Origin of the sequence: Sphingobium sp. BHU LFT2, from assembly GCF_018604485.1 — a bacterium.
In the GTDB taxonomy this organism is placed as follows: domain Bacteria; phylum Pseudomonadota; class Alphaproteobacteria; order Sphingomonadales; family Sphingomonadaceae; genus Sphingobium; species Sphingobium yanoikuyae_A.
The window spans coordinates 267735-294732 of record NZ_JAFCGW010000001.1 but is presented as its reverse complement, the minus strand read 5'-3'; the positions used below and the strand labels follow the sequence as shown (position 1 = coordinate 294732).

The window sequence follows — 26998 nt, the reverse complement described above, 5'->3', positions numbered from 1 at the left end:
CCCTCTCAGCCGGGGTCTTGACGGCGCGAACGCCCAATTACCCCATAACGGCATCGACTATAGCGCGGCTGTATCGGAAGTGAACGGCAAAAGCCTCACTGATCCGACACGACTTCCTCATCATTGGCGGGTGCGGTCACATTGTCCGCCTTGGCCGGGGCAGCGGCCTTGGGTTCGGTGCGGTTTTCCGGCAGGGCCAGGCTGGTGCCCTCGCTCTGCACGCCGTCCAGATCGGTCATGGCGTCGGTGGCGGTGCCATCGACCACTTCCATATCCTTCATCTGCACCGTGTTGCCGCTCTTTTCGCCGCCACCGCCGCAGCCTGCCAGCGGCATGAAGCCGATCAACAGGGCGGCAGTCATCATCCTTGCGTCAAGGCGCATCCGGGTCTCCATAACATGGCTCAACATGCCCGGCGGCCCCCCACCTGGCGAAGTGGCGGACCCTAGCGGGCGGTCCCGCATTGCTCAAGTCCCGTGCCGTCGCCCGATCCGCAGCGCCGCAGCCGGCCGAGAAAGGCAGGGAAATGCGCCTTGAGCGCGGCATCAAGGGCTTCCATCGAGGCATTGCCGCCCAGTGCGGCGATGCTGGTCACCGGAAACTCGCTGATCCCGCACGGCACGATGCCGCCAAAATGGGACAGGTCGGGATCGACGTTGATCGAAAAGCCGTGCAGCGTCACCCAGCGACGGACGCGAATGCCCAGCGCACCGATCTTTGCCTCGCGCGCCTGCCTGTCGTCGGTCCAGATGCCGATGCGCCCTTCGGCGCGGCGGGCGGCAATGCCCAGATCGGCGAGCGCGTCGATCATCCAGCCTTCGAGATGATGGACGAAATTGCGCACATCCTTGCCGCGCTCGCGCAGGTCGATGTTGAGATAGCCGATGCGCTGGCCCGGCCCATGATAGGTATAGCGGCCACCGCGCCCGGCATCATGGACAGGAAAGCGCGGGTCGATCAGTTCTGCCGGATCGGCGCTGGTGCCGGCGGTGTAGAGCGGCGGATGCTCCAGCAGCCAGACGCGCTCGCGCGCATCGCCTTCATAAATGGCGGCGGCCCGCGCCTCCATATCGGCAAGGGCGGTGGGATAATCGACGGGGGCGGCATCGCTGCGCCACTCGACGTCAGGAAAGGGCAGGGGATCGGTCATGGCGCTTCCTTGACTTGAGCGGGGCGAGCGATCAAGTCTCGGGCCGCATTTCGCAGGACAGGGGTAGGCATTAGATATGGCGGCAGTCTCGATCGGCAAGGCGTGGGAGGAGGCGGTTGCCTTCGTCGCCCGCGAAGCGTCGCTGCTCTTCCCCGTCGCGCTGCTGTTCCTGGCCCTGCCGGGGCTGATCCTGCAGGAAATGACGCCGCCGCAACTGGCCGAATGGATGGCCAATCCCCAGCGCACCGGCCTGCCCGATATTCCGCCGGGCTTTGCGCTGGCGACGCTGCTGGGCGTCGTCATCATCTGGTTCGGATCGCTGACGCTGTTTGCGCTGGCGCTTCGGCCGGGCATCAGCGTGGGGGAGGCGTTGCGTCTGGGCTTCGCGCGGTTGCCGGTGCTGCTGGGCACCGCCTTGCTCGCCATGTTCCTGATCGGCGGGCTGATGCTGGCCGCGATTCTGGTCGCCGTTCTGGCCAGCCTGGTCTCGGAGTCTGTGGGCACCAGCATCGGCGCCATCCTCGGCGCCTTTGTCGGCGGCGCCACCATCTTCGCCAGCGTCCGGCTGATGCTGCTCAATCCGGCGGTGATCGACGGCAATCAGGGGGTGGTGCCCTCGCTGCGCCATGCCTGGGCGCTGACGCGGGGCTGTTTCTGGCGGCTGCTGGGCTTCATCATCCTGATCACCCTGCTGTCGGGCATTGCCAGCATGGCGGCGCAGACGATCTTCGGTGCGCTCGCCGGCCTTGCCGCCGGGCCGGAGGCCGCGCGGCTGGTGGGCGGCGTCGCCTCGGCGGCGGTGTCGACGGTGATCCAGGTCTATATGCTGGTGATGCTGGCCCGCATCTATCGTCAGGCGTCGGCCGGCTGACCGAACATCGGGATCTGCGGCGCCGCTTCGGGCGGCAGCAGGCCCAGCAGGCGTGGGTCAGCGAAGGTTTCGATCTCCCGGCCATAAGGCGTGAATCCCGACTTGATGTAGAAGCCGAGCGCCGCCGGACTGTCGAGCGTGCAGGTATGGACCCAGAAGCGCTCCACCCCCTTGCGCCAGGCGAGCGACTTGGCCTGCGCCATCAGCCATTTGCCAAGGCCCTTGCCGTTGAGCGAGGGCACCAGCCCGAAAAAGGCCAGCTCGCATTGTGCCGGGCTGCGGAAATCGAGCTCCAGCAGGCCGACCTCCACCCCGCGCGGGTCGGTGACGGCATAGACCTCGACCAAGGGATCATGCAGGATAGCCGCGAGCTGATCGTCCGGCATCACCAGCCGCGAGAACCACAGCCACGGCTCGCCCACGCGGCGGAACAGGGCGCGATAGGCGGCAAGGTCCGGCATCTTCCACGGCACCAGCCGCAGTGGTGCGGGCGGGATCGGCGCGGGCCTGGGCCGATCCCGCATTTCCAGATGGGTGACGATGGTCGCGATCTCGCGCGGATCGACCGGGGTCAGCGCCATCGGATCAGCTCCAGCTCGCCATCGGCGGCAGGCTCATCAGGATCGCGTCGATATTGCCGCCGGTCTTGAGTCCGAACAGGGTGCCGCGGTCATGAACCAGGTTGAATTCGGCATAGCGGCCGCGCCATTCCAGCATGGTGCGATACTCTTCCTCGCTCCACACCTCGTTCATCCGCCGCCGCACGATCGGCGGGAAGGCCTCCAGGAAAGCGTCGCCGACATCGCGGGTGAAGGCGAAATTGGCGTCGAACGCCGCATCGTCCGCGCATTCGAGATGATCGTAGAAGATGCCGCCGACGCCGCGGTGCACGCCGCGATGAGGTATGAAGAAATACTCGTCGGCCCAGGCCTTGAAGCGCGGATAATAGGCCGGATCATGGGCGTCGCAGGCGGCCTGCAACACCGCATGAAAATCCGCCGTATCCTCGTCGCGCGGCAGGGGCGGATTGAGGTCGGCGCCGCCGCCGAACCAGGTCTTGCTGGTGTTGAGGAAGCGGGTGTTCATGTGGACGGCCGGCACATGCGGGTTCGCCATATGCGCGACCAGGCTGATACCGGTCGCGAAAAAGGCCGGATTGTCGGCCGCGCCATGGATGGTCTGGGCAAAGCCGGGGGCAAGATCGCCGCTGACGGTCGAGACATTGACGCCCACCTTCTCGAAGACCTTGCCCTTCATCACCCCGCGCACGCCGCCACCGCCTTCGCCCGGCGCTACGCCTTCGGCCTCGCGGTCCCAGGGGGTGTAGGCGAAGCTGGCGTCGCTGCCGGCCTCGCGCTCGATCGCCTCGAACTCTGCGCAGATCCGGTCGCGCAGCGATTCGAACCAGGTACGGGCCGCCTGCTGCTGCGGGTTCAGGGGAAAGCGTATGTCAGGCGTCATGCGGGGAAGCTCCCGGTCTGGCGAAGGGCCTCGGCAACGGCGATGCCGGTGGAAACGGCGATGTTGAGCGAGCGGAAGCCCGGCGCCATCGGAATGCGCACGCGAATATCGGCCAGATCGCGGACATGATCGGGCACGCCCGCGCTTTCCGACCCCATCAGCAAGACATCGTCACTGCGAAATGTCACGTCGGGCAGTCGTTCCGACGCGTGGCTGCTCATCAGCAGCAGACGGCGGCCGGCGGCCCGTCTTTCGGCATCAAATGCCTCGAAATTGGCGTGGCGCACGACTTCGGCCGCTGCGCCATAATCCATTGCCGCGCGCTTCAGCCGGGCATCGGAAAAGGCGAATCCGGTCGGCATGATGATGTCGACGGGCACGGCAAAACAGGCGGCGAGGCGCAGGATGGCGCCGACATTGCCGGCGATTTCGGGCTGGTAGAGAGCGATACGCATGGCTGTCGCATAATGCAGCGCGGCGATTTGTCATAGTCTGGATGACTTTGCGGTTGGCAAAGCCCTGACAGTCCGGTTATCAGACCTTTGACCCACGCCGGGGGGAGGCGGGGTATACCCTAACTCCCTTGATAATCAGGATCACTCAAGGCATTCCGGCGTGAATAGGGAAGTCTTGCAAGGGTAGAGGTGCATGGCGAACTCAGAACAAGTTGACGGGCAGGGTCTATCCGGCGAAGACGGAGTGCGTCGCCGCGATTTCATCAATATCGCTGCGGTGAGCTTCGCAGGGGTGGGCGCCGTCGGCGTCATTCTCCCGCTCATCGATCAGATGAACCCCAGCGCCGACGTATTGGCGCTCGCATCGACCGAGGTCGATCTTTCCGCGATCCAGCCAGGCCAAGCGATCAAGACGACCTTCCGGTCGCAGCCGCTGTTCGTTCGCCAGCTCACCGAAAAGGAAATTGCCGAGGCCGACAAGGTCGACCCGTCCACGCTGCGTGACCCGCAGACGCTGGCGGAGCGCACCGTCGACGGCAAGAAGCAGTGGCTGATCACCATGGGCGTCTGCACCCATCTGGGCTGTGTGCCGCTGGGCGCGGGCGAGGGCGAAAATCGCGGCGAATTTGGCGGTTATTTCTGCCCCTGCCACGGCTCGTCCTATGACACGGCCGCTCGCATCCGTAAGGGGCCTGCCCCCAAGAATCTGGAAGTGCCGAAGTATAGCTTCACTTCCGACACTGCCATTCTTGTGGGTTGAGGGGGACCGTCATGAGCTTTCCATGGGCTGAACATTATACCCCCAAGCATCCGCTGATGCAGTGGGTCGACGAGAAGCTGCCGCTGCCGCGTCTCGTCTACAATGCCGTCGGTGCCGGCTATCCGGTGCCGCGCAATCTCAATTATTTCTGGAATTTCGGCGTGCTCGCCGGCTTGGCGCTGGTGATCCAGATTGTCACCGGCGTGGTCATGGCGATGCATTATGGCGCCAATACGCTGGTCGCCTTCGGCACCGTCGAACAGACGATGCGCGACGTGAATGCGGGCTGGCTGATGCGCTATGCCCATGCCAACGGCGCCAGCTTCTTCTTCATTGTCGTCTATCTCCATATTTTCCGCGGTCTCTATTTCGGCTCCTACAAGGCGCCGCGCGAAATGGTCTGGCTGCTCGGCCTCGTCATCTTCCTGTTGATGATGGCGACCGCCTTCATGGGCTATGTCCTGCCCTGGGGGCAGATGAGCTATTGGGGCGCCAAGGTCATTACCGGCCTGTTCGGCGCGATCCCGGTGGTGGGCGAGCCGATCCAGACCTGGCTGCTGGGTGGTTTTGCCCCCGGCAATGCCTCGCTGAACCGCTTCTTCTCGCTCCACTTCCTGCTGCCCTTCGTGATCGCGGCGGTGGTGATCCTGCATATCTGGGCGCTGCACATTCCCGGTTCCTCCAACCCGACCGGTGTCGAGGTTAAGGGGCCACAGGATACCGTGCCCTTCCATCCCTATTATACCGCGAAGGACGGTTTTGGGGCGGGCATCTTCCTGATCCTGTTCGCGATCCTGCTCTTCTTTGCACCCAATTATCTGGGTCACCCGGACAATTATATCGAGGCGAACCCGCTCTCGACCCCCGCGCATATCGTGCCCGAATGGTATTTCTGGCCCTTCTACGCGATCCTGCGCGCCTTCACCGTCGACTTCTTCTTCGTGCCGGCCAAGCTGCTGGGCGTGCTGGCGATGTTCGCATCGATCCTGCTGCTCTTCTTCCTGCCCTGGCTCGACACTTCGCCGGTGCGCTCGGGCAGCTATCGTCCGACCTTCAAGACGTTCTTCTGGATTCTGGTGCTCGACGTGCTGATCCTGGGCTATTGCGGCGGTGCGCCGGCGGAAGAGCCCTATGTGATGATCAGCCAGGTCGCCGCGGCCTATTATTTCGCGCATTTCCTGATCATCCTGCCGATGATCGCGCGCTTCGAAAAGCCGCTGCCGCTGCCCAATTCGATCACCGAGGCGGTGCTGGCCAAATATGCCCAGGCTGACGGCGAATCCGCCGCAGTCCCGGCCGAATAAGGGGGAAGACAAGCATGGTACGCATCGGCGCATTCCTTGTCGGCCTCTTCTTCGCCGGCTGGCTGCTCATCTCCTTCCTCGTGGGTGCCTATTCCTACGTGGTGGAGCCTCCGGCCAAGACGGTGGAGCATGAGTTCCACCTGGCCCCCAAGCATGTCTCCTTCTCGTTCGACGGGCCGCTGGGCCGCTATGACAATCAGCAGCTCCAGCGCGGCTTCCAGGTGTTCAAGGAGGTCTGCTCGGCCTGCCACAGCCTGAAGTTCGTCGCCTTCCGCGATCTGGCCGGCATTGGCTATAATGAAGCGGAGATCAAGGCGATCGCCAAGAACTGGGCGATCAAGACGCCCAGCGTCGATCCGGCGACGGGCGAGGCCTCGACCCGCGACGGCATTCCTGCCGATTATTTCCCGTCCCCCTTCGCGAACAATGTCGCGGCGGCGGCGGCGAACAATAATGCGATCCCGCCGGATCTGTCGCTGATGACCAAGGCGCGCCATCATGGCTCGGCCTATGTCTATTCGCTGCTGACGGGCTTCCAGGAACAGCCGGCTGAACTGCTCAAGCATTTCCCGGATGCCAAGACGCCCGAGGGGCTGCACTTCAACCCCTATTTCGCCAACCTGAACCTTGCCATGGCGCCCCCGCTGTCGGCCGATGGCCAGGTGACCTATGGCGACGGCACCAAGCCGACCATCGACCAGATGTCGCAGGACGTGGCCGCCTTCCTCACCTGGACGGCCGAGCCGAAGCTGGAAAACCGCCGCCGCGCGGGCGTGGCGACGATCCTCTTCCTGCTGATCGCCACGGGCCTTGCCTATATGGCCTATCAGAATATCTGGGCGGACAAGAAGAAAGCGGCCTGACCGCACCTCTGCCTGATGGCATGAAAGAAAGGGCGCGCTTCCTTGTCGGGAGCGCGCCCTTTCCCTATGGGGCTTCAACCATGAGCATCGACAGTCTGACCGCGCTGGTCCGCACCATCCCCGACTTCCCCAAGCCGGGCATCCAGTTCCGCGACATCACGACCCTGCTGGCCGATGGGCCGGGTCTGGCCGAACTGATCGACCAGATGGCGAAGGTGGCAGGACCGCTCGACCCCGACCTGATCGTCGGCGTGGAGGCGCGCGGCTTCATCCTGGGCGCGGCGCTGGCGCTGAAGCTGGGCAAGGGTTTCGTGCCCGTCCGCAAGAAGGGCAAGCTGCCGGGCAAGACCGTCGGCATCGACTATGTGCTGGAATATGGCACCGACCGGCTGGAACTGCATGAAGGACAGGTGCCACAGGGCGCGCGCGTGCTGCTGGTCGACGATCTGATCGCCACCGGCGGGACGGCGCAGGCGGCGGCGCGGTTGCTGCGCGAGCAGGGCGCGCAGGTGCTGATGGCGCTGTTCGCGATCGACCTGCCGGATCTGGGTGGTCTGGCTGCGCTGGAGCAGGACGGTGTCCCCTCGCGCGCGATCCTGTTGTTCGAGGGCGACTGATCCGGTCCAGGCGCCGGTTGTCGCCGGCGCCCTTTCGCGTCATGATGCGCCGATCCGATGACGAGGAGCATATGGCCGCTACTTCCCGCTTCCTCCACCGGTTCGGCGCCTGTTTGGCGCCGCTGTTGCTGTCGGCCTGTGCGACGCCGGCACCCTATCGCGAATTGTCCTGTAGCGCGGCAGTCGCGCCCGTGCTCGCCGCACCGGATGCGCAGCGGATCACCACCACCCTGTCGGTGCTGACCTATAATATCGAGGGGCTGGGCTGGCCGGCACGCAGCGGGCGTGGACCCTCGCTCGAGCAGATAGCGGAGCGTCTGGCCGCCATGCGCGCGGCGGGGACGGCACCCGACGTGGTGCTGTTCCAGGAAATGTTCAGCGGATCGGCGAAGCAGGCGGTGGCCGATACCGGCTATCCGGCAATCACCGCCGGCCCGCATCGCACGACCCGCGCGCGTGGGTCGACCAAGGACAAGCTGCCGGGCAAGTCGCATATCGACCGGGGCGAGATCGGCATTCATTTTTCCGGCAGTGGCCTGGCCGTCGCCTCGCGCTATCCGATTCTCCTGACGCAGAAGCGGGCCTATGGCCGCAAATCCTGTGCGGGCCTGGATTGCCTGTCGAACAAGGGGATCGTGCTGGCCCGCATTGCCATGCCCGGCGTGCCGACCCCGATCGACATCTATGACACGCACATGAACTCGCGCGGGGCGTCCCGCGCGCCCGGACCGCGCAACCTCGCCGCGCATGAGCGGCAGGCGCTCGAGGCCTCGGCCTTCATCGATGCCAGCCATGACGACGCCTATCCGCTGATCTTCGGTGGCGATTTCAACATGCGCCATTCCGAACCGCGCTGGGAGAATTTCTCTCGCTATCAGGCGCTCAACCTGGTCCATCGCGTCTGCGCCGATGCCGCGTCAGGCTGCGATGTACGCATGTCCTGGGATGGCGACGAACCCTGGATGGACACGCAGGATCTGCAATTTTTCTGGCCGGGCGACCGGGTCTCGGTTCGCCCGATCCGGGTGGAAGCGATGTTCGATGGAGGACCGAGCGGGCCGGAACTGTCCGACCATGACGGCTTCCTCGTTACCTATGAACTGTCCTGGCCGCGCGGCGCCGCGCGCCAGCCGGGCGGCTGTTAAAGCGCCTCGCCCAGGGCATCGACGGCCACCGCCAACTTCTCGTCGATCAGTGAGAGCAGCTGCGTCCAGCCGAGCATGTCGTTCAGCTCGCCCGGCCCATCGGAAATGCCGCGCAACCCCATCAGCGGCACGTCGAAACGCTGGCAGGCGCGGGCGATCGCAAAAGTTTCCATGTCGACCATGTCGGCGTCGATCGCGGCATATTCCTCGCCACCCACGACATTGGCACCGGTCGACAGGCGCAGGGCGCGGATTTCGAGCGGCGTGACCAGCGGAATGTCGACCGGATGGTCGATCAGCGGCGTCACCCCCTTGATAAGGCCGAGGCGCGAGGCATCCATGTCGCGCCAGGAGACGCTGGCGACCTGATAAACCTCCCCCAGCATGCCCACCCGCGATCCGGCAGAGCCCAGCGACACGACCAGATCGGGCAGGGTGCCCGCCTGCGCCATCCGGTCGAGCGTCACGGCCATGGCCAGTGCGGCCTCGACCGGGCCGACGCCGGTCATCAGCGGGGTGATCCGGGCTTGCAGATGCGGGCCATATTCGGCGTCGATCGCCATCACGAACAGCACCCGCCGTCCGCCCATCACCACACATGTCGCCGTCATCTGCTGGTCTCCGTCTCGCTGCTGCGCGTCATAGCCGGAAAAACGCAAAAAATAAGGCCTCGGAAATCCGGAGACTTCCAAGGCCTTATCATGGTGGGCGTGGCAAGGATTGAACTTGCGACCCCTGCGATGTCAACACCAGCCATCTACGCAAAACTGCGGTTTTCTTTATCGAAATGCAGGCGAATCAGGGTGTTTTACCCCATGATTCCCGATCTGCGCGGTCACTTGGGTTCATATTGAACCAGACGACCACTGTAGGTTCGTGATCTATCTAACTTGTTGTTATAAAATGATTCGTGGTCTCGCGTCTGTATGATCCATGCACAGGCAGGCGATCGGCTTGGCGACATGCTATCCTGCCAGACGATAGCGCATCGGCACCAGGAAGCGGCGTGCCATTGCCGGCAAATTCCGCGGTGGCCGGGGATAGGGCGTGGCTGTGCGCAGTTGGTCGAGCGCCAGTCGATCCAACTCCGCAAAACCGCTGCTACGCGCCAGCGCGACATCCTCCAGATCGCCGTCCGACGCGAGATGCAGGCGGACGAGGACAGTGCCTTCGGTCCCTTCGCGCGCTAGGCTGCGGGGATAATCCTTGTGTCGGCCGATCCAGGCCAGGACTTTGCGGGCATAGGCATCATCCTTGCCGGCATCGGGCGATGGGGCTGCGTTCGGGGCGGTATCGCCTATATCCGCTGCGGGAGCGCTGCCGGTTGATGTGCTGCTCTGAGCCGAGCGCGAAGCAATCATCTGCGGAGGCGCCGCAATACGGACCGGCGCTGCCAATTGCACCAGGGGGGCAGGCTGACGCAGAAGCGGCTGAGCGGGCATCATTGTGGGTAGCGTCAGGCTTGGGGGCGGTGCCGGTGAAGCGCGTTGTGCTCTTTCCGGCTGCGGTTCGACCTTGGGAGTGGACTGCGGTTGGGCGGGCAGGGCGAAGACGGAGAGGGCTGCAGTGTCGGTTGTGGGAGCAGCGCCGAAGGATCGTTGCATCAGGACGAGGCCGATCACCAGCCCGTGAACACCCAGCGTCAGCAGGCCGGAGGTCGTGCGCGAAAAATCCATGTCCGCGCCCTAATCTTGTTGCTCAAGATTCTCAATAGCATATTATTAACTGATGGCAGTGCTCTCCATTCCCCATTTCGTGGCGCGCAGTGTGAACTTCATGTTCCTGGCCCTGCATGGTTTCCAATTCCTGAGCTACCTGTCCTGGTATTTCCTGGAGGACCGTGTGGGCGCGGGAACGGACGAGACGATCGCCTGGTTATCAGCGGGCACGGCCATCCTCTATCTCTGCAACATGCTGTTCCTGGTGCCGCACCGCGCCTGGGCCAGGATGGCGCTGGTGACGCCCAACATCCTGATTGCGCTGCTCGGTCTGCCAGCCCTGATGGTAGGTTTTGCCGATCCCGTGGCCTGGGGCTTCCTCGTCCTGTTCGTTACGCCCTGCGCGGCCGCGTTGATCGGCTTCGCGCTGGACGACATGGCGCGGCGCTCTCCGCTCTGAATGGCTATAATGTCTGGAGGAAGGCGATCAGGGCATCGCGCTCCGTTTTGCTGAGCCCGAGCGGTGCTACCAGTGGATCGGGCTGAGGGTTGGGCACATTGCCGGGCCTCTTCGTGCGGTCCTTGCCGCCGCCGCCATTGTAGAAGGCAACGACATTGTCGAGCGTCTGGAGCAGGCCGACATGCATATAGGGAGCGGTTTGCTTGACGCCGAGCAGCGAAGGCGTGCGGAAACGGCCGACATCAGCGGCTGCGCCGGTCACCTCGTAGCGGCCCAGATCCTCCAGCCGGCGGCCATAGAAGCTCAGGCCTAGATTGTGGAACTGCCGATCGGACAGCAGCGGTCCATTATGGCAATTGACGCAACCTGCCTTGGTGCGGAACAGGTGCAGCCCTTCCAGTTCCTGGTCATCCAGTGCCCGATGATCGCCGGCGATGAAGCGGGACCATTTCGATCGCGGTGGTCGTAGGGTCCGCTCATGCGCGGCAAGCGCGGCGCTCACGTCGGCGATGCTTATCCGCCGCCGGCCATTGAGTTTGGCGAAGGCGGTCCGGTAGGTCGGGTCATGATTGACCCGGCGTTCGACGATGCGAATGCTGCTCGCCATTTCCTTGCCGTCGACCAGCGGATGCAGCGCCTGTGCCTCCAGGTCGGCGGCGCGGCCATCCCAGAAGAGCGGCGTCATCCAGGCGGCGGTGAACAGCGACTGGGCGTTGCGTCGGCCGCGCTGGCGGTCGTGGCCAAAGGATGTGCGAATGCCATCGGCCAGACCCAATTCGCTGTTATGGCAGGATGCGCAGGCGATCTGGCCCGATCGGGACAGTGCCGGATCATCGAACAGGCGCAGACCGATCTCGGCAAGTGCCTTGTCCCGATCGCTCATCGCCGGCCTTGCGGGCAGGGGGGCAAATTCGCTGAAGGCCGCGCCATCCTTGAGCAATGGGCGCGGCCAGCTTTCCGGCGTGCCCGCATAGAGAAGGCGCAGGCTCGCCGGCTCGGCGGTTGCCCGCACCATCGGCCCCGCGACGATGGCGGCGCAGGCCAGCATCATCACGAGGCGAACGGGGCGCAGGAAGCGGATCGTCATCCCGTCAGAAGCGATAATTCAGCCCGAACCAGAAGGAACGGCCATATTGATAGGGTTGAGAGGTTGAACTGCTGTTGGGCGAGGGCGTGTTGTCGAGCAGGTTCGCTACACGCACGTCGGCGGTCAGCGTGCCATAGCGGGAGCGGATCACCTCCACCTGCGCGTTCATGTTCATGTCGAACGCATCGGGATAATGGACATAGTCGTAAAGGTCGTAGGATGTGCCGTCCACGGTCGCGCTCTGGCCGGTATCCTCGATCCGGTCGAAACCACTGCGATAGCGCAGGTTCATGTTGGTGGTGATGCGATCGTCCAGCCAGTTGGCGGTCCAGGTAGCGTTGACGATCAGGGGCGCGGCCATGTCGGGGCGCTGGTTCATCGCCATCACATCGGCATAGCTGCGCACCTCTCCATCGAACACGACCAGAGGGTTTTCGATCAAATCCTCGATGTCGACGATATAATCGTCATTGCTGCTTTTGGTCTTGGAAAAGTTTGTGCTGAGCGCGATCGAGTGTTTGCCGAAGCTGCGTGTCCATTCGAGTGACAGGCCACGATATTTGCTAAACCCGTCATTGGTGACGACATAGTTGGTGTAGGTCGTTGTGCGGCCGTTGGCGAGCGTCGTGGTGAGCGTTTCACCAACCGAGCGGACGAACTCATCCTTGCCTTCGCGATAGATGCCTTTGACCCGCAGGCTACCGCCCAACACGCCTGCAGTCAGCGCCGCCGACAGTTCGTCCGAATAGGGTGTCTTCTTGTTGCCGTCGGAATAGCTGGCGGATTTGCTGGTGCTGTAGAGATACCAGTCACTGTCCGCATAGACCAGGCTGGAGCCTGATGTGGCGGCGGCGCGACGATAGACGAAATTGTCAGGATATTGCTCGCGAAGGGCATAAGCGAGCATGGAACGGCCATAATAGCGATTGGCGCCCAGCGTGATGTTCCAGCCATCCCAGGGCAGATCATAGCTGGCCGACAGGCGCGGCGAGAAATTATGATTGCCCAGGAAGCTCTCATAATCATAGCGCAGGCCGCCGCGCAGTGAGACGTTGCCGAGCTTCAACTGATATTCTGCCCAGGCGGCATAGCTGTCGAGATTTACCCGCGCCCGATAGGCTTCATAGACCGAATATTGCTCCAGTGCATATTCACCGGTGACACAGGTCAGGCTGTTGCCGTCGGCGCAGACGATATTGGCGGCGTCCTCCTCGTCGGTCCCGCGCGAATAGGCATAATTATCATCGGGCCGGCTGCGCATGGCCTCGATCCTCTGATAGTCCATGCCAAGGCTCAGGCGACCAGGTCCAAAGGGTGCCGACCAGCGGCCGGTCAGAGCATAGTTATTCTGCCACTGATCGACATCGCCGAAGCCACCGATCGTGCAATTGGTAGCCGAACACACATTGCCGTTTGTCGTCCAGGACGGGATGGAATAATTGTCTGAGGAGGCCTCACGGCTGGTGTCGCTATGCGAGAGGCTGGCCGAGATCGACCAGTTGGTGTCGCCCGATTTGCTCAGTTCCAGCTTGCTGGTAATGCCGCCGCCGTGGGACGTGACGATGTTGTCCACTCCGTTGGCAGATGCGGACTCGCTCTCATAAGGCGTGTAGACGAACTGGCCGCTCAGTTTCAGGTCGGTGCGGATGTCGTAGACCAGCTTGGCCAGATAATTGTCGCTGACACTGGACTGACCGAAGCGGCTGTTCCCATAATTGGCCCCGCGCGTATAGACCACATCGGCGCGCGACCGGTTATAGCCCAGCAGCAACCCGATATCGTCGTTGAGCGGGGCATCGACCGTAACGCCGTAGCGCCATTTTTCGAAGGAGGGCTTTCCCGGCATGGCATCGTCGCCAATTGCCTCGCGCGACGCGTCCGACATCTTGAAATGGGTCAGTGCGTCGGACGTGTAGGACAGGGTGCTGGTGAAGCCGAAGCGGCGCTTGGGATCGCGCGTCTTGATGTCCAGTACGCCACCGGTGAAGCGTCCATATTCGGCAGAAATGTTGGAATCGCGCACCACGATCTCGCCAACCAGATTGGCATCGACCCAAAGAGATTGCGCGCCGGCCCCAGTCGGCTCTGCAAAATGCTGGGGATTGTCCTGCGTTATATCGACACGGGCATTGGCGTCGATCCCGTCGATGCTGATGAGGTTTTCGTAGAAACGGCCGCCTAAAATTGCGATGTCGGAGGGGCGGATGTCCTGAATGTCCTCCCGCGTGGCAAGAAATTCATCGCTGCGGAACTGGATCGTGGGCAGGGCCTTGAGCAGTTGATTGACGTCGCCTGATCCGGGCGTGCGGGCGCGAATTTCCTTTTCGGTGATGCGCGTGGTGCCGGCGTCGGCACCGGTCCCCATGACATAGCTGTCGTCGGTGCGCTCGCCATCGGCAACGACTTCAGGCAGCAGGCGGGCATCGGTGCCGCTATCCTGTGCGGTAGCGATCTGAACAGGCAATAGCGCAGCACTCGCGAGCAGCGCCCGCGTTACGATCTGTCTCAATGTGCGACCCCTTTTTCTGGCTTAGGGGGCGCCTGCTAAGCTGGCTCGATTATTAATGCAATAGATTCGCAATAGCATATTTGCGTTTTTGAAGGGTGTTGCCTGTTGGCGACACTCACTCGAATGGATCTGCCTGATGTGGCCATGCAGAAGATCGCTCAGTTCCTTGGGCATACCTCGACGCGCGTGACCGAGCGCACCTATGCAAGATACAGTCCTGGCTTCATGCGAGACGCCGCTGATGCGCTCGATTGGTGAGCTTGATGTGGGGCGACCGGTAGTGAGGGGCCGGTTCAATCGAACCGGACGAACTCTGTGGTGCAGAGCAATAAAAACCCCGGCAGGTCGTTGACCTACCGGGGTTTTCAATGGTGGGCGTGGCAAGGATTGAACTTGCGACCCCTGCGATGTCAACACAGTGCTCTACCACTGAGCTACACGCCCGCCGTGGAGGGGGCCAATAACGGGGGGCGGTGACTCGCGCAAGCGCTAAATGACACTTTTTTGTAGAAACTTTTCCAACCCGCTGGACAGGGGGTGGGGAGGCCATATGCTGCGGTGCAAATAAGGGGGGACGCAAAAACATCATGTTGCCTACGCCATCGACGCCGACGGAACCGGTTCGGCCGCTCCCCTTCTATCGCCATCTCTATTTCCAGGTGCTGGTGGCGATCGCGCTGGGCGTGTTGCTCGGCCATTATTTCCCGGCGACGGGCGAGGCGATGAAGCCGCTGGGCGATGCCTTCATCGCGCTGGTGCGGATGATCATCGCGCCGGTCATCTTCCTGACGATCGTCACCGGCATTGCCGGAATGAAGGAACTGGGCGCGATCGGCCGGGTCGCGGCCAAGGCTTTTGCCTATTTCCTGACCTTCTCCACCCTGGCGCTGATCGTCGGCCTGATCATCGCCAATGTCGTGCAACCCGGCGCCGGGCTCAACATCGATCCGGCGACCCTGGATGCCAGCAAGATCGCCGATTATGCGCAGCAGGCGCATGATCGCACGCTGGTCGCCTTCCTCCTGAACGTCATTCCCGCGACCCTGGTGTCGGCGGTGGCCGACGGGCATAATATCCTGCAGGTGCTGTTCGTCGCGATCCTGTTCGGCATCGCGCTCAGCATGATCGGGGAGAAGGCCGAGCCGCTGATGACGGTGCTGGAATCGGCCAGTCTCGCCATCTTCAAGCTGGTATCCTTCCTGATGAAGGCGGCGCCCTTCGGCGCATTCGGCGCGATGGCCTTCACGGTGGCCAAATATGGCGTCGGGACGCTCGCCAACCTCGCCGGGCTGGTCGCGACCTTCTACCTCACCTCGCTGCTGTTCGTGCTCGTCGTGCTGGGGACAGTCGCCTGGTTCGCCGGCTTCAACATCCTGCACCTGATCCGCTATCTGCGCGCCGAACTGCTGCTGGTGCTGGGCACGTCCTCGTCGGAAGCCGCGCTGCCCAGCCTGATCGAGAAGATGGAGCAGGCGGGGTGCCGCAAGTCGGTGGTCGGGCTGGTCGTGCCGACCGGCTACAGCTTCAACCTCGACGGCACCAATATCTACATGACGCTGGCGGCGCTGTTCATCGCGCAGGCGACCAACGTGCATCTGAGCCTGGAGGAGCAGATATTGCTGCTGCTGGTGGCGATGCTGTCGTCAAAGGGCGCGGCGGGCGTGACCGGCGCGGGCTTCATCACCCTGGCCGCCACCCTGTCGATCGTGCCGTCAGTGCCGGTCGCGGGCATGACCCTGATCCTGGGCGTCGATCGCTTCATGAGCGAATGCCGCAGCCTCACCAACTTCGTCGGCAATGCGGTGGCGACGGTAGTGGTGTCGGTCTGGGAAAAGGGCCTGGATCGCGAGCGCTTTGCGGCGGCCATGGCGGGCAAGCCGCTGCCGCCGCAGGGGCAGGGCGCGGACGAGGCCGAAGCGCTCAGCTAAGGCCGGTCAGCGTCTCGCTGCCGAACATCCGTTCGACTTCCAGCACCAGGTCGCGCAGGTGGAAGGGCTTTGACAGCACCTTCGCCTGCGGTACCGCCTTGCCGGCCTTGAGCGTCACGGCGGCAAAGCCGGTGATGAACATGATGCGGGTCTGGGGCGCGACATTGGCGGTGTGTTGCGCCAGTTCGATGCCGTCCATCTCGGGCATGACGATGTCGGTCAGCAGCAGGTCGAACCGATCCGATTCGATATGCGGCACGGCCTGGGTGCCGGTGGCGACCGCCACCACCTCATAACCCGACTTTTCCAGCGCCCGCGCCAGATAGGCGCGCATGCTGTCATCATCTTCCGCCAGCAGGATTCGAACCATTGACCCCAAATTTCCTGTAAGCCGTCTTCCGCGGCGCCCCTTGCCTTGCCCACAGACTGGCAAGCCGTTTGGATATATGCGACAAGGATTAAAGATTATCCAGCCGACCAAATTTTTCCCCGGCCGGTGAAAGGAATGGCGTTGGATCATTTTGGTACGTGTCCGCCAACCGAATCGACGGCGGCCTATGATCTTCATGGTCCTGCTCTTCCCAATGGTCCGCTGATTGTGTCCGTGCCCCATGCCGGCCGCGACTATTCCCCTGAATTGCTGGCTCTGGCGCGGGTGCGGCCGGAGGTGCTGCGTCGGCTGGAGGATCGCTGGGCCGACATGCTGGCGGGGCCGCTGGTCGCGCGGGGCTACAGCGTGCTGGTCGCCCGCGCGCCGCGCGCGATGATCGACCTCAACCGGCATGAGCGGGAGCTGGATCCGGTGATGGTGACCGGTCTGCCCCGCGACCAGCCGCTGCAGAGCAGCGCCAAGCTGCGCGGCGGGCTGGGCCTCATTCCCCGTCGCCTGCCCGGCGCCCTGGAATTGTGGCAGCGGCCCATCCCCTGGGAGGAAGCGCGGCGGCGGATCGAGACGGTGCATCGGCCCTATCATGCCCGGCTGGCACAGATGATGACGGCGGCGCGGGAACGGCATGGCCATGCCATCCTGATCGACCTGCATTCGATGCCGCCGCTGCCGCCGCCGGCTGCCGGACAGGCTGCCCCGGCGCTGGTGCTGGGCGATCGCTTCGGCCGCAGCGCCGCGACACGGCTGATGATGCTGGCGGCCGATGTCGCGGCCGGGCATGGCGTGCTGACCTCGCAGAACCACCCCTATGCCGGCGACCATCTGATCGAGCGGCATGGCCGGCCGGAGCGCGATTTCCATGCGCTGCAGCTGGAGGTGGACCGTGCCCTCTATCTCGACGTCACGCTCGACCGGCCGGGACCGGGACTGACGCGGATGCAGGGCGTGGTGGCAGCGATTGCCGAGGCGCTGGCGAACGAACTGCCGCGCAGCTACGCGATGGCGGCGGAATGATTTTAGTCGTTCATCACCAGCCGGGCGCCGGCGACGCTCAGATGGTGGGAATCGAAATAGAGCGGCTTGCCGTCATGGATGATGGCGCAGCGGCGGGCATCGCATAGCCGCGCCATCGGATCGATCAGCGTCACGCCCTGTGCCTGCCATCGCGCGAACAGCGCGCGCAGATTGCGGGTGCGGGCCTCGATCGTGGCGCGGTCCACGCCCTGCGCCTGCGCAAGATCGTCGGCGCGGGCGAGATGGGCCAGATGGCGTGGCACGTCGAAAGGCTGGGGCGGCACCGGTCCGATCAGGATGACCTGCCGTCCTTCGGCGCGCAGCGCATGGATGGTGGCGTCGAGTTTCGCGACGAAGGCGGGATCGTCAAATTCGCCATTGGCCCAGAAGGCGGCGAGATAGACGCGGCGAATGCCCGGATCGGCACGGATGGCGGCAAAGGCGGCCTGGTTGGCGCGAGCGCAGCGGGCATCCTTGGGCGCGTCATAGCCCAGCACCGGCGGGCAACTGGAGGTGGTGCGCTCGATCAGGGCGCGGCCTTCCGCTCTGGCCCTGAGCGACAGGGCATAGGCCATTTCCACGCCATGGCTGTCGCCCCAGAGCAGGGCGTCGGGCCGGACCTTGGCACCGAGAATGCAGGGCTGGGCACCGCGGGCGAATGTGTCGTGGCAGGCCTTGCGCGCGGGGCTGATGTCGGTGCGGCCGGCGGCGAGTTGCAGCACCTGCGGCGCAAAGCGCTGCGGCCAGCCGCCCATCGCCAGCAGTGCCAGCGACAGGAGGCCGAGTAGCGCCATGGCGCTGCCGGTGAACTGGAAGATGCGCCGGGCGGGGATGCGGCGGGCATCGCGGAAGGGACGCTCGATGAAGCGCCAGGAGAGGATGGCGGCGATGAAGGAAGCTGTCACGACCGCGATGGCCGTCGATCCGGTCAGGGCCGCATCGGTCGCATATTCGGTGAAGACGATCAGCGGCCAGTGCCACAGATAGAGGGAATAGGAGATGAGGCCCACGCCGACGAAAGGGGGCAGGCTGAGCAGGCGCCCGACGCTGGTGCCCGGCGCGCTGTGCAGCAGCAGCGCCGCACCCAGCACCGGGGGCAGGGCGGTGATGCCGGGGAAGACGGTCTCGCGGGTGTAGAAGATGACGGCGAAGGTGACAGATAGAAGGCCACTCCACGCAAGCGCCTCCCGCAGCCAGCGCGGGCGCGCGGCGGGTATGGCGCCGAGCGCCAGCAAGGCCCCCGCAAATAATTCCCAGGCGCGGGTCGGCAGCAGGTAGAAGGTGAAGCCGCTGGTGTCGCGCTGGAGCGCGATCGCCAGTGCCAGCGACAGCGCGGCGATCGCGCCGACGATCAGGCTGCGCCAGCGGGCGGCAAAACGCGCGACCAGCATCAGCAGGATCGGGAAGCCGATGTAGAATTGCTCTTCCACGGCCAGCGACCAAGTGTGGAGCAGGGGCTTTACGTCGGCGCCGCCGGCGAAATAGCCGGTGTCGGTGAAGAACCAGAGGTTGGAGGCGAACAGCGTGGCGGCGAGCGCGGATTTCGGCACGCCTTCTATATCGCCGGGCAGATAGAGCCAGCAGGCCGCCGCCAGCACGGCCAGGATCATCAGGCTGAGCGCCGGCATGATCCGGCGGAAGCGGCGTTCGTAGAAATGGACGAGCGAGAAGCGCTGTTCATCCACCTCGCGCGCGATGATGCCGGTGATGAGGAAGCCGGAGATCACGAAGAAGATGTCGACGCCGACATAGCCGCCGGAAAAGCCGGGCACATGGGCATGGAAGAGCAGCACCGGCAGGATGGCGATGGCGCGCAGCCCGTCAATGTCGCGGCGATAGCGACCCGCCCCGATCATGCTGCTTTCCTGTGGTGCCGACCCATGCATGGCGCTGTCCTAGCGCGAAAGCCCTGCGATTTGCTTTACCATTTTGCCGTCGTTGACAGCGACATGACAGCTGATATGATCCAATGTATATCATAAATGGGTGAGGATCATGCGCGACTACGCCACGGCGGACTTCTACAAGGATGTGGATCTGGTTGATGATCCCCATGCCTATTTCGACTTTCTGCGCGCCCAGGGGCCGGTGACGCGGCTGCCCCATCGCAATGTGGTGGCGGTGACGGGCTATGAGGAAACGGTGCAGGTGATGCTCGACACCGAGCATTTTTCCAGCATCAACGCCGTGACCGGGCCGATGACGGACTTGCCCTTCACGCCGCAGGGCGACGACATCGCGGCGGAACTGGAGGCGGCGCGGCCCAAGATCGCCTTTGCCGACCAGATCGTGACGGAAAGCGGCACCCGCCATGCCAAGCTGCGGTCGGTGATCGGCAGCCTGTTCACCCCCAGCCGGTTGAAGGCGCTGGAGCCATCCCTCTATGCGACCGCCGACAGCCTGATCGACGAGTTTGCCGCCGACGGTAAGGTCGATTTGGTGCGCCAATATGGCGGCCCCTATGCAACGCTGGTGATCGCCGATCTGCTGGGCATCCCGGCCAAGGGGCGCGCGGCCTTCCGCGTCCTGCTGGAAGGGGCGGTGCCGGCCCAGATCGACGGATCGCCCGAGGATCTGAAGCACAATCCGCTGGTCGGCCTTGGCAAGCATATGTTCCGCTACATCGCCTGGCGCCGCTTCCTGAACCATCCGGCGGTGCTGCCGGTACGCCGGCTGCTGGGCGCGGACACGGAGAAGAAGGACATATTGACGACGCTGGCGTTGGCGAAGTTCCCGGATGGGACGAGCCCGACCCTGGTCGACCTGACGGCGATGGCGGCCTTCCTGTTCGGCGCGGGGCAGGACACGACCAACCGGCTGCTGGCCAACGCCTTTCGCATCATCGCGATCCGGCCGGATATCCAGGCGCAGTTGCGCGCCGACCCCAAGCGTATCCCCAATTTCCTGGAGGAAGTGCTGCGCTATGACGGGTCGGTTAAGAGCGGGGGGCGCATCTGCACGCGGACGACAGAGCTGGGCGGGGTCGAGATCAAGGCGGGGACGACGATCCTGATGTCGCACATGGCGGCCAATCGCGATCCGCGCCGCTTCGACAATCCGGCACAGTTCGACATGGATCGGCCGCGCGCCAAGGAGCATCTGGCGTTCGGCCGGGGCGCCCATACCTGCATCGGCGCGCCGCTGGCCCGGCGCGAGGTGGCGGTCAGCATCGAACGGCTATTGGCGCGGATGGGCAATATCCGCCTGTCCCCGGCCCATCATGGGGCGGGTGAGGCGCTGCGCTTCGATTATGAGCCCACCTATATATTGCGGGCGTTGCGGCACCTGCATCTGGAGTTCGACCCGATCGCAGATCCCGGCTGAACAGGGGGCAGAAGCCGGCTGGACCGGCCCCTCCTTGCGGTTCGGAGGGGCCGGTTCCTTTTTCGTCAGGCCGCGGCGCGGCGTTCCTTCAGTTCCTCGTTCAGCATTTCTGCCAGCAGGAAAGCCAGTTCCAGGCTCTGGGCCGCGTTGAGGCGGGGGTCGCAATGGGTGTGATAGCGATCGGCCAGACCTTCGTCGGTGATCGCGATCGCACCGCCGGTGCATTCGGTGACATTCTGGCCGGTCATTTCGGCATGGATGCCGCCGCCGAACGTCCCTTCGGCGCGATGCACGGCAAAGAAGCCGCGCACTTCGGCCAGGATGCGGTCGAACGGTCGCGTCTTGTAGCCATTGGCTGCCTTGATGACATTGCCGTGCATCGGGTCGCAGGACCAGACCACCGAATGGCCTTCGCGCTTTACCGCGCGCACCAGCTTGGGCAGGCCGGCCTCGATCTTGTCATGGCCATAGCGGGTGATGAGCGTGATGCGGCCGGCTTCCCGCTTCGGGTTCAACAGGTCGAGCAGGCGCAGCAATTCGTCCGGCTCCAGGGTCGGGCCGCACTTCATGCCGATCGGGTTGCCGATGCCACGCAGATATTCGACATGGGCCGACCCCTCGAAGCGGGTGCGGTCGCCGATCCACAGCATGTGCGCCGAGGTGTCGTACCAGTCGCCGGTCAGGCTGTCCTGACGGGTCAGCGCCTGTTCGAACGGCAGCAGCAGCGCCTCATGGCTGGTGTAGAAGCTGGTGCCGCCAAGCTGGGGCACGCTATCCGCGTCCAGGCCACAGGCACGCATGAAGTCGAGCGCCTGGCCGATCTGGTCGGCCATCGCCTCGAACTTCGCGGCCCAGGGGCTGCGCCCCATGAAATCGAGCATCCAGCCATGCACCCGGTCGAGGCTGGCATAGCCGCCGGTCGAGAAGGCGCGCACCAGGTTCAGCGTCGCCGCCGACTGGTTATAGGCGCGGATCATCCGCTGCGGATCGGGCTCACGCGCTTCAGGGGTGAAGGCGATGTCGTTGACATTGTCGCCGCGATAGCTGGGCAGTTCCACGCCGCCGATCGTCTCGGTATCGGCCGAGCGGGGCTTTGCGAACTGGCCCGCCATGCGGCCGACCTTCACCACCGGCAGCTTCGAGGCGAAGGTCAGGACGACCGCCATCTGCAGCAGCACGCGGAACGTGTCGCGGATATTGTTCGGATGGAACTCGGCAAAGCTCTCGGCGCAGTCGCCGCCCTGCAGCAGGAAGGCTTCGCCGTTCGCGACGCGGCCAAGATCGGCCTTCAGATTCCGTGCCTCGCCCGCAAAGACGAGGGGCGGAAACTGGCCAAGCTGGGCCTCTACCGAGGCAAGCGCCTCCTGGTCCCGATAAAAGGGCATCTGGATGCCCTTATGCTCCCGCCAGCTTTCCGGCGTCCACTTCGCCGCCACGTCGAGTCTCCTTCACGTCAAAAAAATAGGGGCCGCATCTACGCGCAACCGCCCGGCAGGGCAAGTTTATAGCGGTTGCGGCGCCTCTTTGCGCAAGGATACTATCGATCAGACTGATCGAGCGGCTTTATTTCTGGCAGGGATAGCGATCGTTGAGGGCGATGCTGACCAGCGCCGACGCCGCAGCGCCGCGCTGATCTGGGTAGCGCTCCAGATAGGCGACGACGGTGCCTTTCACATCCTCGGCCGCCATGCGCTTGGGCCAGCAGACGGTGCGGGCGCGGCCCAGGAACATCTCCTTGCGGATGCCGTCAGTCGCCCCGGCGATGTATGCGGTGCAGGCCAGCTTATATTCCGGCGCCTTGTTGCGGCATTTGGCGAGCAGGCTGGTGCCGGTCTCGAACATGTAGATGCCGCCTTCGTCCGATGCGGGCGGTGGCGGCGGAACCTTGCTCGATGACGCGGCGGCGATCGCCAGCAGAAGCGCAAACATGGGGGCGGGGCACTCATATCGGATCGTTGAGGATGCGACGCAAAGTGCCGTCTTTGGGATAGCCTGTCCAACCGGACTGGCCGACATGTGAAACGGACTGGCTCAGTATAGGCCGCGGCTTGACGATGGCGGTCGGGCAGGCACTATGGTGCCATGCGCATCGCGATCTTCGGCACCAAGGGCTATGACCGGCATTTCCTGTCGGCCGCCAATCAGGGACATGAACTGCATTTCCTGGAACCCAGGCTGGACGCGGATACCGCGAGCCTGGGCGAAGGGTTCGAGGCGGTTTGCGTGTTCGTCAACGACCGGCTGGACGCGGCCGTGCTGGCCAAGCTGGCGGCCGGCGGCACGCGGCTGATCGCGCTGCGCTGTGCCGGCTATAATAATGTCGATCTGGTCGCGGCGGCGGAACTGGGGCTGACGGTGGTGCGGGTGCCGGCCTATTCGCCCCATGCGGTTGCGGAATTCACCGTCGCGCTGCTGATGGCGCTCGACCGGCGCATCCATCGCGCCTGGGCGCGGGTGCGGGAAAATAATTTTGCGCTCGACGGGCTGATCGGCCGCAACCTCCATGGCCGGGTGGCGGGGGTGATCGGCACCGGGCGGATCGGCGCGCTGGTCGCCCGCACGCTGAAGCTGGGCTTTGGCTGCGAGGTGCTGGCGAGCGATGTGGCCCAGGATCCCGAATTGCTGGCGATGGGCGTGCGCTACGTGCCGCCACGCGACCTGCTGGAACAGGTCGACATCGTGTCGCTCCATTGCCCGCTCACCCCGGATACGCGCCATATCATCAATGCCGACGCGATCGGCCGGGCGCGCGATGGACTGGTGATCGTCAATACCAGCCGCGGCGCGCTGATCGATACGCAGGCGCTGGTGGCGGGGCTCAAGTCGCGCAAGATCGGCGGTGTCGCGCTCGACGTCTATGAGCAGGAGGCCGACCTGTTCTTCGAGGATCTGTCCAACGAGATTATCGAGGATGATCTGTTCCAACGACTGCTGACCTTCCCCAATGTGCTGGTCACCGGGCATCAGGCCTTTCTGACCGAAGAGGCGCTGGCGAGCATCGCAGAGACGACGATGACCAATATCAGCGATTTCGCCGCCGGTCGTCCGCTCGCCAACCGGGTCGATCCGCAAGCGGCTATTGCCCCACGAGGATGAACGGCGCCCAGACATAGGGCTGCACCGCGTCCGGCTTGCCGGACCGGATCAGCTTCAGCATCGCCCGTTGCAACGCCACCCCGCGATAGGCGCCGCGCCGGTTGGCCTTAACCGTCTCGACCGTGATGAAGGTGCCGGCATCGTCCCGCACTGGCCAGTGCGACACCAGCAGGGCGCCGGCGCCGGCATAACGGAACGCCTGGGCCAGGCCGGAATAGGTCTGGGCCTGGGCGCTGCTGCCGGCGGCGGTGTTGCAGGCGGACAGGATCACCCAGTCGGCGCCGATCCGCATCTGCGCCACTTCCGATGCCGTCAGTATCCCGTCATTGCCGGAATCCGTGTCGGGGGGCGACAGCAGCAAGGCCGGCTCATCCAGCCCCTCCATCTGGCCACCGACCAGCCCGTGGGTGGCGAACAGCATGACCGAATAGGGGCGCAGGTCGCTGGAGCGGAGGATCGCCTCGCTGGCGTTCGCGCCGATCAGCAGCCGGGCATGATCGGGGCCGAAATAGCGCGCGACCGATCGCAATTCCTCGGCCGATCCGGGCAGGGGCGGCAATTGCGCCAGCGTGGCCGCGCCGCCGCCGCGCTGCTTGAGGGCGATCGCCTGTGTCTCCTGCGAAAAGGGCAGGGGCGCGCCGATGCCCAGCATCCGGTCATCCTGCGCCGCCAGCTTTTGCGGCACGACGGGGCGAAAGCCGCTGTCGATCCGCAGCGCATAGCGCCGGATCAGCCAGGGTGTGTTGCGGTCGATATGCTGCACCGGCTTTTGCGGCAGCATGGCAAAGGGCAGGGCAGCAAAGGCACCGGTCGGTACGACCCGCAGGCGCGGCGCCTTGCCCAGCACGGCTTGGACATCGGGCGTGAAGATCTGGGTGTAGAGGATATGGGCGCCTTCCTGATCGAAGCCGGTGGCGCTCAGCGATGCGCGCAATCGCGCGATCCGGCCGACCAGATCGGCGCGCGTCTCCTGCGCCCGGATGATGGCGGTCCGTTCGCGGCTGACGGCCAGGATATAGACGCCGTCAAAGGCAGGCGTCACCGCCAGCAGCGCCTCGTCCGTCGCCAGATTGGCGCGCAGCGATGCCAGGTCGGGCAGGGCGCCGCCACGCGCCTCCAGCCATCGGGGAAAATCATGGGCGATCGCGGCGCGGTCGGCATTGACCTCTTTTGCCAATGTCGCGCGACTGGCGCGTGCGGCGGCAACGCCTTCGTCGCGGGCGAGCGCCTGCAGCAACAGGCTGTCGGCGGTCTGCAGCGCGCGGGTCCGGTCCTGCAGCGCGCGGACCCGGTTGCCCAGAGCGGGGTCGTCCACCATCCGCTGCGCGACCAGATGATTGGCCTGGACGATGCCCGATCCGGCAAGCAGGGCCATCGCGTCCATCGCCAGCCCGGCGTCGCGCGCCTGTGTCGCGATCGCCAGCACGCTGTCCAGCGCGGCGCGCTGATCCTCGGTCAGGGCGCCGTCCTCCTGCAGGCTGAGGCTGGTGCGCAGCAGCGCGATCAGCCGGCAGGCCGCATCGACGCTGTCGCCGCCATTGGCCCAGGCGGACAGCATGCCGGCATTGGCGATGGCGAAGCCGGGCAGATTGTCGAGTTGGCGGGTTTCCCGGTCGAAATCGGCGGCGGCAGCGCGCGCCTCGTCCATCCGGTCGGCCTGGATCAGCGCGGGGATCAAAAAGGGATAGACGCGCTGCCCCATGTCGCGATCCTCGGCGCTGCCGGTGCGGCCACGCGCCAGCGCGGTCTGTAGCCGGCTGATCGCTTCTTCCCTGCGTCCCTGGGCGAAAGCGGCGACGCCGGCAAAGGCCAGCGCGCGTGCGGACTGCGGACTGGTGTCACCTTCGATGTCACGAAAGCCGCGCTCGGCCTCCAGGAACAGCGGTTCGGCCTCGTCATAGCGTTCCAGCGGCAGCAACAGATTGCCGAGATTCTGTAGCGCGAAGTCAAAGGCCAGGCTCTTCGTGCCGCTGGTCTCGCGCTTGATCGCGATCGATCGCTCCAGATAGGCGAGGCTTTCGCTGCGCCTTCCGGTGCGCGAGAGCAGCAGGCCCAGCGCTTCGAGCGCGCGGGCATAATTGGGATGCTTGCGATCGACATGGTCGGTCGCGGTATCGACGGCAAGGCGTACATAGATTTCCGCCTCGGCATCGCGATCCGCGCGCGAGAGCATCTGCCCATACATATAGTAGGCGCCGACCGCGTCCGCGCTGTTCTGGCCGCTGGCGGCGACCCGCGCCTCCATGCTGCGGCGCTGCGCCTCGACCGCCTCGCTGTTGCGGCCGAGGCGGGACAGTGCCTGGGCATGGGCGAAGGCGATGTTTGACTTCAGCATCATCGCCGATTCATCGAGCGCCTTGGGATCGGTGCGGGCAAAATAGCCGTCGATATAGCGGCTCGCCTCGGCCAGCGTCTCGACCCCGGCGCCGATCTGGTTCAGCGTGACCTGGACATAGCCTTTGATCGACAGGCCCTGCATCCAGTAGATCGGATAGGCGTCGCGGAAGGGGGCCAGCAGGGCAAGGCCGCGGTCCGCATGAGCGAGCGCGTCGGGGTTGCGGCCGTCGATCTGGTCCATCGATGACAGGTTGATGAGCGCGACGCCCGCCAGCGGATGGGCCTGGCCCTGCACCTTGCTGTGGGATGCCGCCGTTTCGAGCGCTGTCCAGGCGTCGCGCGTCTTTTGCGACATGGACAGGGCATAATCATCGCTCTCGAACAGCGCATCGGCCTTGTCCTCCAGCGCGTAGAGCCGGGCATAGCGCGGATCGTCGGTGCGGAAGGCAGGCGGCGGTGCGGCGGCAGCGGGCAGCAGCGCGGGGCCGGCCAAGGCCAGCAGAAACGCGCCCGCGCGCGCGGAAAACAGCATGATGCGCCCCACTTTTCTCGACCCGATACCGTCTTGGGT

The 26998-nt window shown here is 64.6% G+C and carries 25 protein-coding genes and 1 tRNA gene; 11 read left to right on the top strand and 15 right to left on the bottom strand.

From position 1 onward, the window contains the following. Positions 1 to 95: 95 nt before the first annotated feature. Both JQK15_RS01440 and lipB read right to left on the bottom strand, forming a co-directional pair. Entirely contained in the window at positions 96 to 383 is a 288-nt protein-coding gene (locus JQK15_RS01440; protein WP_214863059.1) for a hypothetical protein, read from the bottom strand. Between the two features lie 62 nt (positions 384 to 445). Then, positions 446 to 1150, bottom strand: coding sequence for a lipoyl(octanoyl) transferase LipB (gene lipB, locus JQK15_RS01435; protein WP_214863056.1), 705 nt, complete (start codon positions 1148 to 1150; stop codon positions 446 to 448). 76 nt (positions 1151 to 1226) lie between these two features. Between lipB and JQK15_RS01430 the strand changes: the two genes are divergently transcribed. Beyond that, a complete protein-coding gene (locus tag JQK15_RS01430) occupies positions 1227 to 2021 on the top strand; it encodes a DUF7847 domain-containing protein (protein WP_214863054.1) in 795 nt (264 codons plus the stop codon). Here JQK15_RS01430 and JQK15_RS01425 read toward each other — a convergent pair. From JQK15_RS01425 to JQK15_RS01415, 3 genes are read right to left on the bottom strand one after another with little or no spacing between them, the layout of a single operon-like run. Further along, on the bottom strand, positions 2003 to 2602 hold the full coding sequence (locus tag JQK15_RS01425; RefSeq protein WP_214863052.1) for a GNAT family N-acetyltransferase: 600 nt from the start codon (positions 2600 to 2602) through the stop codon (positions 2003 to 2005). The genes JQK15_RS01430 and JQK15_RS01425 overlap by 19 nt on opposite strands. A 4-nt stretch (positions 2603 to 2606) precedes the next feature. Continuing rightward, complete coding sequence (hemF, locus tag JQK15_RS01420) at positions 2607 to 3482, bottom strand: oxygen-dependent coproporphyrinogen oxidase (RefSeq protein ID WP_214863050.1); 876 nt, start codon at positions 3480 to 3482, stop codon at positions 2607 to 2609. Next, positions 3479 to 3937: a tRNA (cytidine(34)-2'-O)-methyltransferase gene (locus JQK15_RS01415; protein ID WP_004208162.1), complete on the bottom strand. Its 459-nt coding sequence runs from the start codon at positions 3935 to 3937 to the stop codon at positions 3479 to 3481. Before JQK15_RS01415 ends, hemF begins: the two co-directional genes overlap by 4 nt. Before the next feature lie 193 nt (positions 3938 to 4130). Between JQK15_RS01415 and petA the strand changes: the two genes are divergently transcribed. The 5 genes from petA to JQK15_RS01390 all read left to right on the top strand — a co-directional run bounded on the left by petA (position 4131) and on the right by JQK15_RS01390 (position 8626). Further along, positions 4131 to 4697, top strand: a complete 567-nt coding sequence (gene petA, locus JQK15_RS01410) for a ubiquinol-cytochrome c reductase iron-sulfur subunit (RefSeq protein ID WP_026109474.1) — start codon at positions 4131 to 4133, stop codon at positions 4695 to 4697. 11 nt (positions 4698 to 4708) lie between these two features. Beyond that, entirely contained in the window at positions 4709 to 6001 is a 1293-nt protein-coding gene (locus JQK15_RS01405; protein WP_214863048.1) for a cytochrome b, read from the top strand. A 14-nt stretch (positions 6002 to 6015) separates the two neighbouring features. Next, positions 6016 to 6864 (top strand): cytochrome c1, encoded by an 849-nt coding sequence (locus JQK15_RS01400; protein ID WP_037507701.1) that lies wholly within the window; start codon positions 6016 to 6018, stop codon positions 6862 to 6864. Positions 6865 to 6944: 80 nt separating this feature from the next. Next, a complete protein-coding gene (locus tag JQK15_RS01395) occupies positions 6945 to 7481 on the top strand; it encodes an adenine phosphoribosyltransferase (RefSeq protein ID WP_004208158.1) in 537 nt (178 codons plus the stop codon). A 71-nt stretch (positions 7482 to 7552) separates the two neighbouring features. Continuing rightward, positions 7553 to 8626, top strand: coding sequence for an endonuclease/exonuclease/phosphatase family protein (locus tag JQK15_RS01390; protein ID WP_214863046.1), 1074 nt, complete (start codon positions 7553 to 7555; stop codon positions 8624 to 8626). On the opposite strand, the gene JQK15_RS01385 is transcribed toward JQK15_RS01390, so the two are convergent. Both JQK15_RS01385 and JQK15_RS26740 read right to left on the bottom strand, forming a co-directional pair. After that, positions 8623 to 9237, bottom strand: a complete 615-nt coding sequence (locus JQK15_RS01385; protein WP_214863044.1) for a 5'-methylthioadenosine/S-adenosylhomocysteine nucleosidase — start codon at positions 9235 to 9237, stop codon at positions 8623 to 8625. The genes JQK15_RS01390 and JQK15_RS01385 overlap by 4 nt on opposite strands. A gap of 354 nt (positions 9238 to 9591) precedes the next feature. Continuing rightward, on the bottom strand, positions 9592 to 10302 hold the full coding sequence (locus JQK15_RS26740; protein WP_251007508.1) for an energy transducer TonB: 711 nt from the start codon (positions 10300 to 10302) through the stop codon (positions 9592 to 9594). 52 nt (positions 10303 to 10354) lie between these two features. Between JQK15_RS26740 and JQK15_RS01375 the strand changes: the two genes are divergently transcribed. After that, complete coding sequence (locus JQK15_RS01375) at positions 10355 to 10744, top strand: hypothetical protein (RefSeq protein WP_214863042.1); 390 nt, start codon at positions 10355 to 10357, stop codon at positions 10742 to 10744. 4 nt (positions 10745 to 10748) lie between these two features. On the opposite strand, the gene JQK15_RS01370 is transcribed toward JQK15_RS01375, so the two are convergent. From JQK15_RS01370 to JQK15_RS01360, 3 genes are all read right to left on the bottom strand, one after another. After that, positions 10749 to 11831 (bottom strand): cytochrome-c peroxidase, encoded by a 1083-nt coding sequence (locus tag JQK15_RS01370; RefSeq protein ID WP_214863040.1) that lies wholly within the window; start codon positions 11829 to 11831, stop codon positions 10749 to 10751. 4 nt (positions 11832 to 11835) lie between these two features. Further along, positions 11836 to 14340 (bottom strand): TonB-dependent receptor plug domain-containing protein, encoded by a 2505-nt coding sequence (locus JQK15_RS01365; RefSeq protein ID WP_214863039.1) that lies wholly within the window; start codon positions 14338 to 14340, stop codon positions 11836 to 11838. A 369-nt stretch (positions 14341 to 14709) separates the two neighbouring features. Then, positions 14710 to 14784, bottom strand: a tRNA-Val gene (locus JQK15_RS01360). Between the two features lie 143 nt (positions 14785 to 14927). Here JQK15_RS01360 and JQK15_RS01355 point away from each other — a divergent pair. Beyond that, a complete protein-coding gene (locus JQK15_RS01355; protein WP_125997899.1) occupies positions 14928 to 16268 on the top strand; it encodes a dicarboxylate/amino acid:cation symporter in 1341 nt (446 codons plus the stop codon). Here the strand turns inward: JQK15_RS01355 and cpdR are convergent. Next, a complete protein-coding gene (gene cpdR / locus JQK15_RS01350) occupies positions 16261 to 16638 on the bottom strand; it encodes a cell cycle two-component system response regulator CpdR (protein WP_004208143.1) in 378 nt (125 codons plus the stop codon). The two genes, JQK15_RS01355 and cpdR, sit on opposite strands and share 8 nt — an antisense overlap. Positions 16639 to 16773: 135 nt before the next feature. On the opposite strand from cpdR, the gene JQK15_RS01345 reads away from it, so the two are divergent. Next, positions 16774 to 17670: an N-formylglutamate amidohydrolase gene (locus tag JQK15_RS01345; protein WP_037507717.1), complete on the top strand. Its 897-nt coding sequence runs from the start codon at positions 16774 to 16776 to the stop codon at positions 17668 to 17670. A gap of 2 nt (positions 17671 to 17672) precedes the next feature. On the opposite strand, the gene JQK15_RS01340 is transcribed toward JQK15_RS01345, so the two are convergent. Further along, a complete protein-coding gene (locus JQK15_RS01340; RefSeq protein WP_214863037.1) occupies positions 17673 to 19526 on the bottom strand; it encodes an acyltransferase family protein in 1854 nt (617 codons plus the stop codon). A 139-nt stretch (positions 19527 to 19665) separates the two neighbouring features. On the opposite strand from JQK15_RS01340, the gene JQK15_RS01335 reads away from it, so the two are divergent. Beyond that, the gene (locus JQK15_RS01335) at positions 19666 to 20994 is read left to right on the top strand and encodes a cytochrome P450 (RefSeq protein ID WP_214863035.1); all 1329 of its coding nucleotides are present in this window, start codon (positions 19666 to 19668) and stop codon (positions 20992 to 20994) included. 65 nt (positions 20995 to 21059) lie between these two features. Here JQK15_RS01335 and JQK15_RS01330 read toward each other — a convergent pair whose 3' ends face one another. Both JQK15_RS01330 and JQK15_RS01325 read right to left on the bottom strand, forming a co-directional pair. After that, on the bottom strand, positions 21060 to 22430 hold the full coding sequence (locus JQK15_RS01330; protein ID WP_136186622.1) for a class II 3-deoxy-7-phosphoheptulonate synthase: 1371 nt from the start codon (positions 22428 to 22430) through the stop codon (positions 21060 to 21062). Positions 22431 to 22557: 127 nt separating this feature from the next. Further along, on the bottom strand, positions 22558 to 22923 hold the full coding sequence (locus tag JQK15_RS01325) for a Rap1a/Tai family immunity protein (RefSeq protein ID WP_010338432.1): 366 nt from the start codon (positions 22921 to 22923) through the stop codon (positions 22558 to 22560). Positions 22924 to 23076: 153 nt separating this feature from the next. Between JQK15_RS01325 and JQK15_RS01320 the strand changes: the two genes are divergently transcribed. Next, positions 23077 to 24090, top strand: a complete 1014-nt coding sequence (locus JQK15_RS01320; protein WP_214863033.1) for a 2-hydroxyacid dehydrogenase — start codon at positions 23077 to 23079, stop codon at positions 24088 to 24090. Here JQK15_RS01320 and JQK15_RS01315 read toward each other — a convergent pair. Continuing rightward, positions 24071 to 26959: a CHAT domain-containing protein gene (locus tag JQK15_RS01315; protein WP_214863031.1), complete on the bottom strand. Its 2889-nt coding sequence runs from the start codon at positions 26957 to 26959 to the stop codon at positions 24071 to 24073. The genes JQK15_RS01320 and JQK15_RS01315 overlap by 20 nt on opposite strands. Positions 26960 to 26998: the final 39 nt, after the last annotated feature.

What these genes read in the sequence shown, in the direction of transcription:
- JQK15_RS26740 (WP_251007508.1), bottom strand. Translation starts at nt 10,302, where the DNA reads ATGGATTTTTCGCGCACGACCTCCGGCCTGCTGACGCTGGGTGTTCAC.
- JQK15_RS01370 (WP_214863040.1), bottom strand. Translation starts at nt 11,831, where the DNA reads ATGACGATCCGCTTCCTGCGCCCCGTTCGCCTCGTGATGATGCTGGCC.
- JQK15_RS01405 (WP_214863048.1), top strand. Translation starts at nt 4,709, where the DNA reads ATGAGCTTTCCATGGGCTGAACATTATACCCCCAAGCATCCGCTGATG.
- JQK15_RS01345 (WP_037507717.1), top strand. Translation starts at nt 16,774, where the DNA reads ATGGCGTTGGATCATTTTGGTACGTGTCCGCCAACCGAATCGACGGCG.
- JQK15_RS01385 (WP_214863044.1), bottom strand. Translation starts at nt 9,237, where the DNA reads ATGACGGCGACATGTGTGGTGATGGGCGGACGGCGGGTGCTGTTCGTG.
- JQK15_RS01325 (WP_010338432.1), bottom strand. Translation starts at nt 22,923, where the DNA reads ATGTTTGCGCTTCTGCTGGCGATCGCCGCCGCGTCATCGAGCAAGGTT.
- JQK15_RS01395 (WP_004208158.1), top strand. Translation starts at nt 6,945, where the DNA reads ATGAGCATCGACAGTCTGACCGCGCTGGTCCGCACCATCCCCGACTTC.
- hemF (WP_214863050.1), bottom strand. Translation starts at nt 3,482, where the DNA reads ATGACGCCTGACATACGCTTTCCCCTGAACCCGCAGCAGCAGGCGGCC.
- JQK15_RS01440 (WP_214863059.1), bottom strand. Translation starts at nt 383, where the DNA reads ATGCGCCTTGACGCAAGGATGATGACTGCCGCCCTGTTGATCGGCTTC.
- JQK15_RS01335 (WP_214863035.1), top strand. Translation starts at nt 19,666, where the DNA reads ATGCGCGACTACGCCACGGCGGACTTCTACAAGGATGTGGATCTGGTT.
- cpdR (WP_004208143.1), bottom strand. Translation starts at nt 16,638, where the DNA reads ATGGTTCGAATCCTGCTGGCGGAAGATGATGACAGCATGCGCGCCTAT.
- JQK15_RS01390 (WP_214863046.1), top strand. Translation starts at nt 7,553, where the DNA reads ATGGCCGCTACTTCCCGCTTCCTCCACCGGTTCGGCGCCTGTTTGGCG.
- JQK15_RS01430 (WP_214863054.1), top strand. Translation starts at nt 1,227, where the DNA reads ATGGCGGCAGTCTCGATCGGCAAGGCGTGGGAGGAGGCGGTTGCCTTC.
- JQK15_RS01315 (WP_214863031.1), bottom strand. Translation starts at nt 26,959, where the DNA reads ATGCTGTTTTCCGCGCGCGCGGGCGCGTTTCTGCTGGCCTTGGCCGGC.
- JQK15_RS01415 (WP_004208162.1), bottom strand. Translation starts at nt 3,937, where the DNA reads ATGCGTATCGCTCTCTACCAGCCCGAAATCGCCGGCAATGTCGGCGCC.
- JQK15_RS01425 (WP_214863052.1), bottom strand. Translation starts at nt 2,602, where the DNA reads ATGGCGCTGACCCCGGTCGATCCGCGCGAGATCGCGACCATCGTCACC.
- JQK15_RS01355 (WP_125997899.1), top strand. Translation starts at nt 14,928, where the DNA reads ATGTTGCCTACGCCATCGACGCCGACGGAACCGGTTCGGCCGCTCCCC.
- JQK15_RS01375 (WP_214863042.1), top strand. Translation starts at nt 10,355, where the DNA reads ATGGCAGTGCTCTCCATTCCCCATTTCGTGGCGCGCAGTGTGAACTTC.
- lipB (WP_214863056.1), bottom strand. Translation starts at nt 1,150, where the DNA reads ATGACCGATCCCCTGCCCTTTCCTGACGTCGAGTGGCGCAGCGATGCC.
- petA (WP_026109474.1), top strand. Translation starts at nt 4,131, where the DNA reads ATGGCGAACTCAGAACAAGTTGACGGGCAGGGTCTATCCGGCGAAGAC.
- JQK15_RS01320 (WP_214863033.1), top strand. Translation starts at nt 23,077, where the DNA reads ATGCGCATCGCGATCTTCGGCACCAAGGGCTATGACCGGCATTTCCTG.
- JQK15_RS01340 (WP_214863037.1), bottom strand. Translation starts at nt 19,526, where the DNA reads ATGATCGGGGCGGGTCGCTATCGCCGCGACATTGACGGGCTGCGCGCC.
- JQK15_RS01400 (WP_037507701.1), top strand. Translation starts at nt 6,016, where the DNA reads ATGGTACGCATCGGCGCATTCCTTGTCGGCCTCTTCTTCGCCGGCTGG.